Genomic DNA, 14,927 nt, shown 5'->3' on the forward strand with positions numbered 1-14,927 from the left:
CTTGTTAGCGGGATCTAGAGATACCGCGAATGAATCGCGGTATGACGTGTTGAAACAATCCGATAAGGTAAGCCTCGTCATCCAGCTACGTGTTAGCGGGATCTAGAGATACCGCGGCGGTATGACGTGTTGCTTGGGTCAGCTATAGTATTTCTTAAAATTAATAATAAATTTCTTGGCTAGCAAGAAGCTGTAAATTTTTTTGCGAGACCTAAGCCGCTTTTGATATAGCTAAAGGTTTACTGATGATTTGTCTCATTCCACTACCTGCTGACTTACTTTCTGCTTAGCATATCCATCAAATCAGATTCTTTGAGTTTACTATGGTCAACTTTACTGAACTTATTTACCATAGAGCTCATTTGATTATACTGCTTAATTAGAAGATTAATGTCAGTTACAGTTGTTCCGGACCCCTTAGAAATTCTAAGTCTTCTTTTGCCATTTAAAATATCTGGATTTTGCCTTTCTTTTTCAGTCATTGAGTTTATGATGGCTATATATTTTTTCACTTTATTGTCATCTGGCACACTGCTACTTAGCTTTTTTGTAAATGAACTAGGAATGAATTTCATTATGTTGCTAATGCCATCCATTTTACTCAGAGTTTTTAACATTCCCACTAGGTCGTTTAGGTCGAATTTACCTTTTTTCACTTTCTTTTGTAACTTATCAATTTCTTCCTGACCAACAATCTCAGCAGCTTTTTCAACCAATGAGACAACATCACCCATGCTAAGTATTCTTTTTGCAATTCTATCTGGATAAAAATCATCGAGGTCACTTAATTTTTCACCACAAGCAATAAATTTAATTGGACAATCGGCGATCATTTTCATAGAAAGAGCAGCACCACCACGTGCATCACCATCAACACGGGTAAGAATAATGCCGGTTACACCTATTACCTCATTGAATGATTTGGCAATGTTGACCGCATCCTGGCCTATCATTGCGTCGGCTACTAAAATAACTTCTGCAGGTGAAGCTATTTCCTTTACGGCTTTCAACTCATTCATCATATTATTGTCAATATGAAGCCTGCCTGCAGTGTCTAGTATTAATACATCATAATTATCGTTCTTTGCTGCTGCCAGTGCCCTTTTTGTAATTGTAATGGGCTTCTCATCTATTACTACAGGTAAAGTTTGCACATCTATTTGTTTACCTAGCACTTCAAGTTGTTTCTGGGCAGCAGGCCTATAAATGTCTAAAGAGGCAAGCATCACTTTTTTCTTTTGCTTTTTTAGTTTTAAAGCAAGCTTTCCTGAGGTAGTTGTTTTACCTGCACCTTGTAAGCCCACCATCATAATCACAGCAGGGGGTTTAACTGCTAGATTTAAGTCACTTTTCTCTGATCCGAGAACTGCAACTAAATTATCCTGCACAATTTTAATTATCATTTGTGCTGGAGAAACACTTTTTATGACTTTTTCCCCAATCACTTTATCTTTAATGTCGTTGATGAATTTTTTTGCAACTTCAAGTGAAACGTCAGCTTCAATTAAGGCTATGCGTATTTCACGCATGGCAAGATTAAAATCATCTTCAGAAATGATCGACTTTCCCCTTAGTTTACTAAATACAGAATTTAAACTTTCGGTTAACGACTTAAACATAATAGCATTAGTAGAATACTCATTAAAAAGAGAGAAGAAGCTGAAACAAAACTCACTGAGTTATAACTCAGCACTTCTTTAAGTTTAGTAATATTATTAAAGTATAAACCAACAAGTGGATTAGTCAAGTTTTGCACTACGCTGGCAAACATTTCTCTAGTTTTAGAGACTAACTGATTGAACAGCAAGATAATATAGGGTATGAAAGCTCTAAAAATCCAATCAACATCCATTTTAAAATTTACTCTCGGGTAAAATAACTTGCGTAAAGGAATAAACAATAAAGTGGTACATAGTAATAAATTAAATTGCGACCAAATATTTTTTGTGTTGTACGCAAGATTAAAAATTGAAGGCTTATTGTAAATAGGTAAGTAAGGATTGCCAGCAATAACGCATATAAATGCTAAAATAATCATAGTCATTTTTCCTCCCCCCTCTGCTAAAGGTTTTGACTTACTTTTCGCAATAAATAAATAATAAAGAAACTTGAGCCCCACGCTTAAATAAAGCAGCAAATTTAGAGTCTTGTATAAGTTTTTATACACTTCTAAATTAGCACCACTTGCTTCAATCTCGGCTGTAATGTATGATTTGCTAATAAATCCAGCGGTTCCAGGAAATGCAGCCATTGTAAGTATTGCGATTATAGCACACATGCCTTCCACTGACATCAGTTTGCCTACTCCATTAAAACTAATTGTTTTTGTTCGTGAAATAATCGAATTGCTGACCACAAACAATAATGATTGATAAACAAGAGAGAAGATTATATGCAGTATCAAAATTGGTATTGCTTTTTCCGAAGGGCTGAGTAAACCTCCTGCAATAATCAGCAAGCCCATTTGTCCTACAACGTTATAGCATAAAAATCTACGAATATTTTGCTCGAGAGAAGCAAATATAATGCTGTAAATTGCAGTGATGGTGCCTACAAGTGCTAACATTTCAGCACAATTTTGCCATAGGTTATAAGTGTGTAAAAGCATCACTAAAAAAGAGACTTTAGTGGTAAATAAAGAGAGATATGTAGTGCCATATAGCGATGCAGCAGGATATGCATCAACAACCCAAAACGAAAAAGGAAAACAAGCGCAGTTTATCAATAAACCCAAAATTATCAGGTTAGTGCTTTGAAGTGCCAATCCTGCTATTAATATAACTCCAACCAAAAAGTGTACACAAGCGTACCTTATTGCAGGTCCACTATCTCTACGGCCGGCTGCGATAGTAAAAAATGCACTGACGGTCATTAATTCACAGAATATTGTAACCAATATTATCTGCTTAGATAATATTGCACTGAGTGAACTGATAGTGTAAGCAGCAAAAGATAGCATTTCTGAAAAGCTTAAATTTTTTGCTGATAGAACAATTAAAAATGCAACCGATAAAAAAGATATTAGTATGATACGAAAAGATAAATCAAAATCTAGAATTGGGAGAGACCAATTTACTGCAATGCTCAAATTTTCGGGTAACTTTAGGACTATAACTATTAATACAGTCAGTAGAAGTAACAGTGACGATTTATAAAGTTGCACAATAATTTAAACCAATATGGTTTATGCTATCTCAATATGTAAATAAAATCAATTTGCATATTAACCACTAATTAAACTAATTATCATATAATTATATCAGAGTTTAGAGGGTTATAGAGAAACCGGTCAGATTAGGTTTTTAATCTAATCTGACCGATAGCTTTAATAGTGAGGTAAGCTTTAATATAGCACTCCTAATTCATAACGCTACACTCGTGCATAATTTATTTTTAATTTGTGCACGAGCGTTAGTAAATTATTTACTTTTTGAAATAAAATTTGGCATCACTTTAATATTGAGACTTAGTAAACCTCAGTAGGTCTGCCAGTTGGGCCCATAAGAATTATTTGCTCGCCTTCTCTTAAGTGTCTGCATAAATTAGTGGAGCCGCCGATTTCCAGCACAATAGTGGAAATAATTCCTTTTTTTTTGTCTACTTCAGTGCCGGTTACGGCTATACCTTCCATAGCAAGGTTTGTATTATTGGCTTTTCTGCCATTGGTTTCAAAATTTTGCAACCTAAAAAATTGTCCAGGTTTAAAATTCTTTGCCGCAAGAGGTGCTTTAATCACTATTTCTATCACTTTATCTGTTAAATATTGAACTTTTATGACTTTTGCAGTGAATTGCTCTTTGATTCTATTGAAGAATTCTTTATTAGCCAGATCTTCAATGCTTGACCACGCATTTTTTTTCTGGCCCACAACATCACACACTGGAATGACAGAAACGAAGCTATTAACTCTATTCAAAAGCTGGGAAATAATAGGGTAGCCGTTCTTAGCACTTGCCATAGCTTTCACAACGCTGCCGCTATACGAAGGATGAAGATCACCAAAAAAGCTAATTGTTTTATTGCCTTGCTTATATACTAATATTCTATCTTTATTTTGCATTTTAGGAGAAAATATTGGATCTATTTCTTTTCCCAATGAGTTCAAATGAGTAAAATACCCATTACTTAATTTAAAATGCTTTTTATCTTCTGTTGCAATAACTGTATTTGGCTCAGTACCTGCTGCTATAAAAATAGAACGTGCTTTTATACGTTTGATTTCGCCGGATTTTGTGTCTATCAGTTTTATTGACTCAGCATGGTTATATTTATCCGTCACAACTTCAACTGGCTCTAAGTTTTCAATAAAGTAAATTCCTTCTGACAGTGCATTTTGCACCTCTTCGCTATTTAATCGATAACTCGGTGAATCTTTTAGCTCTTTTCTATATACAATTTTCACTCCCCTGAGGCTCTGCATTAATTCCAATATTTTTGCTTCTCTATTCTCTTTTTTTGCTAATTCTTGCTCTGCTTGGATCAACTTTGCGTGCGATATAAACTCATTCGCAATTTCGCGTTCTTCTTCTGTCCAATCTTTTTCAACACAGTCCTTTCCATACTGATCAACTAATATCTCATAACGAAGAAGAAATTTTTCTACTTGAATTGGATAATACGCTAAAGCTTCAGTGGCAGTGTCAATCGCAGTAAGCCCCGCACCTATGACAACTATCGGCATACGAACTTGCAGATTTGCTATAGAATCAAATTTAAGAGCGCCAGTCAGTTGTAACGACATCAGAAAATCAGATGCCATGCGTACTCCACGAGCTAGTATATTCTTTATTTTGATCATTCGTGGCTTGCCAGAGCCAAGTGCTAGGGCAATGTGATCAAAACCCAAGTTGAAAGCATCATCAACATTAATCGTGCCACCAAAACGAATGCCTCCATAAAGTGCGAAATTCTCACGTCTTTCCAGCAGTAATCTAATAATCTTTAAGTAATTCTTATCCCACCGAGAAGTAATACCATATTCTGCCACCCCACCAAACCCTCCTGCCACGCGTTCACTCAATTTTTCGTGTTTGAAATCTTTAATTAGCTGGAAATTATCGATCAAAGGCTCAATTTTTAGTCCATCAATGGCGATAACGTTATGCCCATCATTCAACAAATGATGAGCTAAATTAAAACCAGCAGGACCAAGGCCTACAACTAGAACGTTTTTTCCAGTGTTTCCTCTTGGCAATGGACACTGAAAATTTAAAGGATTCCAACGGCTGAGCAGAGAATATATTTCAAATCCGTACGGTAAACTGAGCACATCATCCAGAATCCTTGTTTCAATTGCTGGCACATTTACGGGTTCTTGTTTTTGATATATGCACGAATTCATGCAGTCATTGCATATTCTGTGTCCAGTAGCCGCGCATAATGGGTTATCTATCATCACAATTGCAAGACTTGCTATGCTGTACCCTTCGCTTTTCACCAGATTCATTTCTGATATTTTCTGCTCTAGTGGGCAGCCGTGCAGTTCAACTCTAAGTGGAGACTTTTTGAAAGTATTGTCATCATTAATTAGCCCCTTTGAGCAGCTATCCTTATTTTGCTTATGACAGAATATGCAGTAGTGAGCGTTATCTAATGCTTTATTCAAACTCACCTTTTTGCTTGTTAGATCAAAACCGTATCGTCTTTTTACTTCATTTGAATACAGCACTTCAACTTTGTCTACTTCTTTTTTAGAAAATGGTATGAGATTTTCATGGTCAATTTTCCTATGGATACTAAAGAGTATACTCTGTTTATTTTTTACTCTCCACACTGCATATTGTGCCGCAAGTTCTATTTCCTCTTTGTGATTTTCTTTATCTTCAAACCAATGCATCACCTGCTCAGCAAAATTTTTTTCTGTTGTTGGCAAAGTGAGAAAATGACTTAGTTTGTTAGTAATATCTATATTCGCCACATTAGTGTATTTCTTCAATGCATAGCGTTGGACAAATAATCTTTTGCACTTATATATTACAGCAAAGTCGTTGTGCTTTTTCTTTAGCTCCTCTATTTCTTTTTCAACATTGAAAAGTTTTGCAATAAATTCATCAAGTAAGTACGAAAGGTCTATAATCAACTGGCTATCGCCAATGCGATTTTCTCTTGCTTCAATTAATGAACAAAACAAGCTTTCATCACATGATTTAATATAATTCAAAAATGTCTCATCTAATTTTATTAATCCATTGCGAGTATATAGATTCGAAAATGAGATTTTGAAATTCAGCTTCATTGCTATACTATAAAGTGTACATGCTGTTTCTTACAGATGAAGATTTTATTTATTTTGCAGTACTGCTGAGATTGTTGCTTCTGCAACTTTTTCTTCGCTAACAGATGCAATACACCTAAATTTGTGTACACCTAAACACACACTTTGAATGTTAGCTTGAAGAATCAATGTGTCCCCTGGAGTAACTGGCTTTCTGAATTTTGCATTTTCAATGGATCTCAAGTAAACAACTTTATTTTCTATTGTTTCTTTACCAAGAACACATATGGCAGATGCCTGAGCTAGAGATTCAATTATCAAGACTCCGGGCATTATTGGATGACCAGGGAAATGGCCAATAAAAAATGGCTCATTGAAAGTCACATTTTTGATTGCTTTTATACTTTTGCCAGGGTCGCATTCTATAACCCTATCAACCAAGAGGAACGGATAAGAATGTGGCAATATTTTTATAATATCACTGATATTAAATTGCATAATCCTACTCAATGCTTTGTAAAGCAAATTCAGGTATTTCCTTGTTTATATTGTTCAATACCACATCTGATAAATCAACTTCGTCCATAGAGTATAAAACTTGATTCTTTTTTGAAATAAATAGTACTAAATCTATGTTGTTTTTTTCTGCCGTTCTTTTAGCAACTTCTTTTATTTTATTAAAGACACTCTCTACTGCTTCTCTATAGCTTTCTTCTAAATGTAACATTTTTTTAGCGTAATTATCTCTAGTATTTACAGTGTGCTTATTAAATTGTCCTGTCTTTTCCTTTTTTGCTTCTTCTGACAAAAGGTCAAATTCTTCTTTTGATGGCTTAAGTTTTTCTAACTCATTTTCAAATTCTTGTTGTAATCTAGAATTCTGCTCCTTTATTTGTTGTTGTATATTTTGCAGAGCAAGAGATTCATTGATGACTTTGTCACTATCGATAATTGCAGCCTTTGTGTTCTGAGGTTGATATCCTACAAACTTATACCCCACAAATAAGGAAATAATTAAGGCAATAACTGATATAAATAACTGTATATATTTCATTCAAATCCCCGCTTCAATAGAAAATTTAACATTTGGTGATGGTATTATATCATAAGATTCCTTTACTAAAGGAAACCCGAAATCCAATCTAAGTCTACCAAAAGGAGAAAGCATTGAAAAGCCAAAACCTGGTGACACTCTTATAAGCTTGCTATCATAGTATTTCCCTTCATACTTCTTATTTTTATCATCTAAGCCACAAAGTGTCGCATAGTCAACAAATAGTGAGCCTTTGATACCAGCATAGTCATATAGTTTTGGTAGAGGAAAATCCACTTGCTGTGTTAGATTAAAATAAGTTTTGCCTCCTAATGAGCTTTTATTTTTGTCTTCTGCTCTTGGTCCAATACCGGAAAGGTCAAACCCTCTAATCTCATTACCCCCTTTAAAAAAGTGCTGGCCAATGTTTAGATTTTCATCAGTATAAGAAAAAATATGACCTGCCGCCATCTTAAAGCGTAGCGTTATATCATCGTCAATTTTGCTTAATATAGGGTGCGTATAAAAAGATAAGAATTCAGATTTTAGGAAATTCACGTTTCCTCCCAATCCTGAAATATCCTGACTTAAGCGCAGTAAATACCCTTCTTTTGGAGCATATAGATTATCCAGTTTATTATATGCCAACGTGTATCCCACTGATGAAATCTGATGTTTACCTTTTCGGTCCAGTATTATTTCAGAGATATCGGTGTCTTGTCCACCCTTATTATCCATGTGTATATGATTATACTTATAAGAATAGCGAAGGGAATTAGTTAAGTTCTCTGTGACTTTATATGATAACTTTGTAAAAAATCCCATATCGCAACTATCAAAAGTAGTGTTTGGTTTATCTTGTTTTTCATAAAATACACCCATGCCTAGTGACGTATCAGAATCGTTAAAATTATTTTCAACAAACTCTAAATCAGTAGAAAATACGTATTGACTTTTTTCAAGAGCAAAAGAGAGCTCTTTTCCAGTACCAAATAAATTACGGTCTTTGAGGTCAATTTTAATCAATGCTCCACCAGGAAGAGACACACCTCCTCCCAAATACAACGAAGTAGTGTTTTTTTCTTTAACACTTAAGTCAAGATTTACTGCATTATCATTAACTGCGTAACTATTTACTTTCACTGTTTCAAAAAAATCACTACTCATTAGTTTTTTACGTGACTTTTGAATCTCAGATATATTGTACGCATCACCTTCTGCTACACTTAGCTTACTTCTGATCACTTTATCTAAAGTGCGATCGTTACCATCAATTGTAATTTGATTTATATAAATCTTTTTACCCGGCAGCACTCTGTAGGTTACATCTACAACGTTGTCACGTTGTGCATACTCTGGATTAACTTTTGCAAATATGTATCCTTTTTCATTTAAATATTTGTTTATTTTTTCTACTGTATTATTAATTTTAACTCTATTAAATATCTTATCGTTTTCCTCTGTTATAAAATCCAATATTTCTTCTTTTAGGCTCAAATCCTGAATTTCAGTTTCAATATTAACCTCATTATTTCCAAACAAATACTGCTGTCCTTCGTCAATCAAAAAAGTTAACTCTGTTTGATTGTTATTATCAACCTCAACAATTGGTTGAATATTATTTTGAATATATCCCTTAGACGAATAAAAACGATCGAGCAATTCTGTGTTAATCAATAGATATTGCGGTGAATAATGATTTTCGCCTTTAAAAATGGCTCTAAATAACTTACTAAATATGTCATTACTATGTCTTTTAATAACTTGCTCTAGCTCATTTTCAGAAAAGTTTTTATTGCCTATAAATCTTATATCCTTAATTTTAGAGGTTTTGCCTTCTTTTATTTTGAAAATTAGATTGACCCTATTACTATCGAGCTTCTCCAACTCATATTCAATTTTAACGCCAACCTTACCGTTATTTCTATAAGTAGTGATTAAATTCATTAAATCGTTTTGCAATTTTGTTTCAGTGAAAATAGTTAGCGATTTTGACTGAATCACATTATTTAGTAACTCTTTGCTATTAAATAACTTATTACCCTTTAATATTATCTTGTTAATTAGTGGATTTTCTTGAATTTTTATTACCAAATTTTTTTTATCATCTATGTAAGCATTAACACTAGCAAATAACTTTGTTTTATATAGATCTTTTATAATTGAGTCTATATCATCGTCGTTTATATAATCACCAGATTTTAGTTTTATATAGAACCCTATTGTCTGGTTGCTTACCCTCTCATTACCAATACATTTGACATCTTTCACCTGCACTTTTTCCGCAGTTCCTAAAGCAACAAGCAGGGCAGGAAAAGAAATAAAAACCACTACCAGTATATAAAATAGCTTTTTCATATTTTATTTCAAAAAAGATCCCTAATATCATTTGACATTCCAGTTGCCATAAGCAAAAACAACACTAAAGCACCAAAAATAGCTGCATATTTTTGACATTTCAAGCTTAAATCCCTACGTATAACCGCTTCTATGATATAATGAAATAAATGCCCACCATCTAGCAGTGGTATTGGCAGCAAGTTAATTGCAGCTAAATTAGCTGAAATGATTGCCATAAAATATAGAACCATAATAAATCCCTTTTTAGCTGATTGTCCTGAATATTTTGCGATTTTTATTGGTCCACCTATTTCATTGATACTCCTTTTACCAACAATAATGTGAAAGAGAGCTTTGATCGTTAAGCACATAGTGTGGTAAGTTTCACTTACTGATAAGCTCACAGCCCCAAGAAAAGACGACTGCTTTAATGTATTGACTGAAATAATCCCTATAGTTTCTCTTTCTATTGTGTTGCCAAAAACGTCTTTGTCCTTGATTATTAATGGAGTTAAACTGGTCCTGTGCTTCTCATTATTTCTGCTATACTCAATCTCCATTCTTGTTTTAGGATTCGACATTATCACACGTGAAATATCTTCAAAGTATTTTATTTTATGCTCATTGATTTGTGTAATAGTGTCACCTGGCAACAAACCAGCTTGCTTAGCTGCACTACCTTCGATTACATTTTCAATCACCGGTGGAGTGCGATAATAACCTGCTATGCTAAAAAATATTGTAAAAGCTATAACAGCAAATACCATGTTTGCAAAAGGCCCTGCAAAAACTACTGCTGCTTTTTTATGACGCGGTTTTGTATGAAATGAATACAATTTTTCTTCTTCCGTTAATTCTTGTTGATCAGCTGGGACACTCGCTGCATTAGTATCTCCTAGCATTTTAACATAACCACCCAATGGAACAGCGCTTAATTTCCATCTAGTTCCAGACTTATCGTTAAAACCAAAAATTTCAGGACCAAAACCTATGGAAAAAGATTCAACTTTAACTTTGCATGCTTTGGCAACAACATAATGCCCATATTCATGCACGAATACTATGACAGAAATTATTAAAGAAAATGATAAAAAATAATATATTCCATCGCTAAATTGATGGATAAGATTAGAAATTAATTCCACCTGTATATTTAGATCTTAACAAAATGTTAAGTATATTAAAATGCGCCTCGCTTGACAAGTATTTAGTTTAACTTTTAAATTAAAAAAAGTTTAATTGTAATGACAGATACCTCACTACTCAGAAGAAAATTAATATATAGAAGCTGGCATAGGGGTTGCAAAGAAACCGATATACTTTTAGGGCATTTCGCATTGAAATATCTTGATAAATTTTCCTTAAGCGAACTAATCGAATACGAAAAAATAGTTGATCTTGATGATTACGAATTATATTGTTACATAACTCGTAAGACAAACCTCCCTCCTGGCTTGAATAGTCAGATAGTCAATTTAATTGCTTGCTTTATTGAAGCTAATCCTTTATGCACTCAAGATTAGTGATAATCTTATTTACCTTATCTAGTACCTCAGTATATTCTATTCTTTTCTCGTTTCTATACTTTTCGCGCTCTTGATTTACTTCATCTAATCGCTTTGTTAATTCTAAAATTTTATCCTCAAGAATTAGTGCTGCAAGTAAGAAATTTAATGCATCCGAACCCTTACCTCCAATTTTTTGAGATACAGAACCAACTAGCTTGTCAAAACTATTAGCAAGGCGTAATAAATGGCTCTTCTTCCCACTTTCGCAAGATATTTTGTATGTGTTATTACGTATAACTATTTCTACTACTTGCATATGATGCTAAAAATTTTTACTGTACAATATAAACTTAAATTCCCACTTTTATCTTATTTATGGTATAAGTTTTTATTCATTTACCAAATCAGACAATTTTTTACTGCTACGAAAATATGTTTTAAAGTATTGATTCTTTGTAAACTTCTGTAACATTAAATGGCTTGCTTCTTTCAAGTTATAACTTCTAACTGAAAAAGAACCAAATCCCCTAATTTCGACTCTATTATGATGTTTCAATGTGTTTGAAAGTATCCCAAAAAATCTATCAACTATAGCTGCTATAACAATCTTATCTAAAAAAGGATGTCTTTTTGCTACCCTCGCTATTATATCAGACTTTGTTGCCATTTATATGAAGCCAAAATAAGTAAACCTTATCACTTAGCAGATAATGCTATGTTATATTCTTCAACACCCAATACTTCAACTTCTATTTTTTCTGATATAGAGAATTTTTTATTCTCTGGTAAATGCTCTTGATCTATTAGAAGGGTTACATCGTTCTCAACTTCAACGACTAGTCCATTATCTTCTTTCTTACCTACAATAACCTGTATTTTATCACCTACCTTAACTTTCTTTATCAGTTCTTCAAGAGGATCATACTCTATTTGTTTTATTCCAAGATAAATTCTTGCCCGATTCACGTTAGCCCTTATTACTTTTGCTTCTATTTTATCACCTACATTATACTTCTTTATCTCATCTGAACCATTTTTAGACCAACTAAAATCTTTCACATATATTGTTCCTTCTACGTTCTCATCTATTTCAGAATCACCGAAAGCAACAGATACATATGAGCCGGTATTATTCTTCACTTCACCAGAAACAATAGAACCAGGAGGATATTTATTGATAAATACTTGCCAAGGGTTGTCTACACACCTTTTCATGCTTAAACTCATCCTACTCTTAGCAATGTCAATACTGAGAATTTTTACATATACTTCTTGTCCCCTTGTTACGAGACTACTAACTGGTAAATTACTCTTAACCCAAGTTATTTCTGACGAGTGCACTAAACCTTCAATTCCAGGTCTAAGCTCAACAAATAATCCATAATCTTCTATGCTTGTTACATAACCCTTATGCACACTATCAACTGGATATTTTGACTCTGCATCTTGCCAAGGGCTATCTTCTAGCTGCTTCACACCCAAGGAAATTTTAGCATTTTCCTTATCTATTTTTATAATTTTAACTTTTATAGTCTGACCACAAGTAAAAACTGCAGACGGATGACTTACCCTACTCCAAGAGATATCTGTAATATGTAACAATCCATCTATAACTCCCACTACATCTGATTCATGAATACCGACAAATACACCGTAATGAGTGATACTTTTTATTTTCCCTTCTATTATATCGCCTTCATTTAAAGATTCTAAAAATTTAATTTTTTCACCAGAGTGCAATTTTTCTAACACCAGCTTTCTTGATACTACAATATTGCCCTGCTTCTTATCCATTTTAAGCACGATGAACTTTTGTTCAGTTTCAATAAGGTGCTTCGCATCTTTTACTTGCTTCAAATCCACATGACTCAGCGGTAAAAAAGCGCTTATTCCGTCACCAAGATCAACAATAAAGCCACATTTAATTGAGCGTTTAATAACTCCGCTTACTTCAGCCCTTGTAACTGTATCTTCTTCCAACTTATTCCATTTTTCGTCCCTAATTGCTTTTTCACGACTAAGAACAACATTACCATGATAATCTTCAATTCTTTCCACATAAACTCTGATTTTCGAGCCAATAATGACCTCATCATTACAACCGAGTTCCTTGATCAGAATTCTCCCGTCAGATTTTAAACCAATATCAACCACAACGTCGTTAGGGTTTATTCTTGTAATTACACCTTCTACCACATCTCCTTCTTTAATTTTGTTAACAAAAGAATCTTCAAACAAGGTATTATCTTGATCCTCAAATTGGCCTTGACATATCTCTTCTATAAATTTGTTTGATGATAGCTTTCTGATAGTAACCGGTAGATTTACGACTGGATTATTATTATTCATACCTTTAACTTAAACTTTATTAGAACTCATATATTATATAATATTAACAATTATTGACAAGTAATTTTTCATTAACTCATTTCGAGAATTGTTTAAGCTATATAAAATATAGTGAGAAAATTATATATGTATCAAGAATATGCTATTTAAGAATAGCAAGTGGATTAGATCGTTCTCCAGAAGGTCCAGGCTAAAACCTGATGTTGATGAAATATTGGAAAAATATTCTATTCAAAACAGCAAGGAATCTATAGAGAAAATTGTAAATTCACAAAAAAGAATATGGGTAGAAATAGGCTTTGGCAACGGTGAAAATATGCTTTACCAGGTGCTCAATGAACCTGATCTATTATTTATAGGATGTGAGCCCTACTTAAAGGGGGTTTCTCGCTTGCTAACAAACATAGAAATACAGAACATAAAAAATATTTTAATGTGGACAGAAGATGCAAGAGAATTGATTGCAAATTTTCCTGATAACAGTGTTGAAAGATTCTTTATTCTCTTTCCAGATCCATGGCCAAAAAGAAGTCACAATAAAAGACGATTAATTAATACGGAATTTTTAAATTTATTAGCAAAAAAAATACTTATAACAGGGGAAATATTCATTGCAACCGATCATCAGGACTATGCAGAGTGGATAGCATCACATATAAAGCAGTGTAACTCTTTAATCTATAGGGAAGACGATTTCACAAGTTATACTCTTACAAAATACCACAGAAGAGCGCTCAAAGATCAGCGTAAAGTGAGGTTCTTTAAAGTAAGTGTTATTAATAATTTGCAGACTATGGATCAATAGAGTTTTTGCATATCTCTTTTACGTTAACTATAGATTAAAAATAATAAAAAAAGAGGGAGAAATAGAGTAAATTCCTTTAACTACTTCTCCTTATGAAGGAATAGACTTCTTGCATAACCCAAACTAAGTAGAAAAAAGGTATCATCCAAGTAGATACCGTCTTGCCAGTCAACAAGAAAATTATAAAAATTGAATCTAAATTGCCTAGGCTGTATTGTGGAATCAAAAAATACTTCCTGTTCATGTCCTGTGTGGCGGTACACAGATTATAGTTAGTGGATATGTTGATAAGTAAATTAGTTACATATAAGACAGCAGAAATTTACTTATCAACATATCCACTAACCAACTACATTCAATAAATTTGTGTAAGATACTATTTCACATAAGATGTGATAGAAAGCATTTTTTGATTTTAAAGCACTAAACCTTCAGCCAACCTCTTAGCCCTATAGTTTTTGATATGGTCTGGATCAAAAGCCTTCTTTGAACTTAGAACACCAAAAACAATATGGAGTAACTTACGCATCGCAGCTCCCACAATGGCCATATTATGCTTGCCTTTTTCTTTTAATCTCTTGCAAAAAGTCATAATAATAGGATTGTGATTTTTAGCTACTATAGCAGGGAAATACATCACTGCCATTAAGTTAAGGAAAAAGTGTTAGAATGTATTAT

Annotated in this window: 12 protein-coding genes and 1 pseudogene; 2 read left to right on the forward strand and 11 right to left on the reverse strand. The window is 33.4% G+C overall.

What is annotated here, in order from left to right:
• Nucleotides 1–275: 275 nt before the first annotated feature.
• From ffh to rseP, 7 genes are all read right to left on the reverse strand, one after another.
• Complete coding sequence (gene ffh / locus DEF52_RS04720) at nt 276–1,619, reverse strand: signal recognition particle protein (RefSeq protein WP_151808007.1); 1,344 nt, start codon at nt 1,617–1,619, stop codon at nt 276–278.
• Nucleotides 1,604–3,163: a proton-conducting transporter transmembrane domain-containing protein gene (locus tag DEF52_RS04725; RefSeq protein WP_151808008.1), complete on the reverse strand. Its 1,560-nt coding sequence runs from the start codon at nt 3,161–3,163 to the stop codon at nt 1,604–1,606. Before DEF52_RS04725 ends, ffh begins: the two co-directional genes overlap by 16 nt.
• Nucleotides 3,164–3,466: 303 nt before the next feature.
• Nucleotides 3,467–6,235 carry an FAD-dependent oxidoreductase gene (locus DEF52_RS04730; RefSeq protein WP_151808009.1) on the reverse strand — a complete coding sequence of 923 codons (2,769 nt, stop codon included), beginning with the start codon at nt 6,233–6,235 and terminating at the stop codon, nt 3,467–3,469.
• 45 nt (nt 6,236–6,280) lie between these two features.
• Nucleotides 6,281–6,712 carry a 3-hydroxyacyl-ACP dehydratase FabZ gene (gene fabZ, locus DEF52_RS04735; protein ID WP_006279640.1) on the reverse strand — a complete coding sequence of 144 codons (432 nt, stop codon included), beginning with the start codon at nt 6,710–6,712 and terminating at the stop codon, nt 6,281–6,283.
• Between the two features lie 4 nt (nt 6,713–6,716).
• On the reverse strand, nt 6,717–7,268 hold the full coding sequence (locus tag DEF52_RS04740) for an OmpH family outer membrane protein (RefSeq protein ID WP_151808010.1): 552 nt from the start codon (nt 7,266–7,268) through the stop codon (nt 6,717–6,719).
• On the reverse strand, nt 7,269–9,605 hold the full coding sequence (bamA, locus tag DEF52_RS04745; protein ID WP_151808011.1) for an outer membrane protein assembly factor BamA: 2,337 nt from the start codon (nt 9,603–9,605) through the stop codon (nt 7,269–7,271).
• Nucleotides 9,606–9,613: 8 nt separating this feature from the next.
• Nucleotides 9,614–10,732, reverse strand: a complete 1,119-nt coding sequence (rseP, locus tag DEF52_RS04750) for an RIP metalloprotease RseP (RefSeq protein WP_012673365.1) — start codon at nt 10,730–10,732, stop codon at nt 9,614–9,616.
• Between the two features lie 99 nt (nt 10,733–10,831).
• Here rseP and DEF52_RS04755 point away from each other — a divergent pair, with 99 nt between their 5' ends.
• The gene (locus tag DEF52_RS04755) at nt 10,832–11,110 is read left to right on the forward strand and encodes an FAD assembly factor SdhE (protein ID WP_006279484.1); all 279 of its coding nucleotides are present in this window, start codon (nt 10,832–10,834) and stop codon (nt 11,108–11,110) included.
• On the opposite strand, the gene DEF52_RS04760 is transcribed toward DEF52_RS04755, so the two are convergent.
• The 3 genes from DEF52_RS04760 to DEF52_RS04770 all read right to left on the reverse strand — a co-directional run bounded on the left by DEF52_RS04760 (nt 11,085) and on the right by DEF52_RS04770 (nt 13,444).
• Nucleotides 11,085–11,411: a cell division protein ZapA gene (locus tag DEF52_RS04760; RefSeq protein WP_151808012.1), complete on the reverse strand. Its 327-nt coding sequence runs from the start codon at nt 11,409–11,411 to the stop codon at nt 11,085–11,087. The genes DEF52_RS04755 and DEF52_RS04760 overlap by 26 nt on opposite strands.
• 72 nt (nt 11,412–11,483) lie before the next feature.
• A complete protein-coding gene (locus tag DEF52_RS04765) occupies nt 11,484–11,762 on the reverse strand; it encodes an HU family DNA-binding protein (RefSeq protein ID WP_151808013.1) in 279 nt (92 codons plus the stop codon).
• A 29-nt stretch (nt 11,763–11,791) separates the two neighbouring features.
• Nucleotides 11,792–13,444, reverse strand: a complete 1,653-nt coding sequence (locus tag DEF52_RS04770; RefSeq protein ID WP_151808014.1) for a 30S ribosomal protein S1 — start codon at nt 13,442–13,444, stop codon at nt 11,792–11,794.
• 139 nt (nt 13,445–13,583) lie between these two features.
• Here DEF52_RS04770 and trmB point away from each other — a divergent pair, with 139 nt between their 5' ends.
• On the forward strand, nt 13,584–14,249 hold the full coding sequence (trmB, locus tag DEF52_RS04775; protein ID WP_012673367.1) for a tRNA (guanosine(46)-N7)-methyltransferase TrmB: 666 nt from the start codon (nt 13,584–13,586) through the stop codon (nt 14,247–14,249).
• Between the two features lie 415 nt (nt 14,250–14,664).
• Here trmB and DEF52_RS04780 read toward each other — a convergent pair.
• Nucleotides 14,665–14,898 (reverse strand): annotated as a pseudogene (locus tag DEF52_RS04780) (IS110 family transposase); the annotation flags it as partial.
• Between the last annotated feature and the right edge of the window lie 29 nt (nt 14,899–14,927).

It is taken from the genome of Wolbachia endosymbiont of Nasonia oneida, assembly GCF_009012935.1.
Lineage (GTDB): Bacteria > Pseudomonadota > Alphaproteobacteria > Rickettsiales > Anaplasmataceae > Wolbachia > Wolbachia pipientis.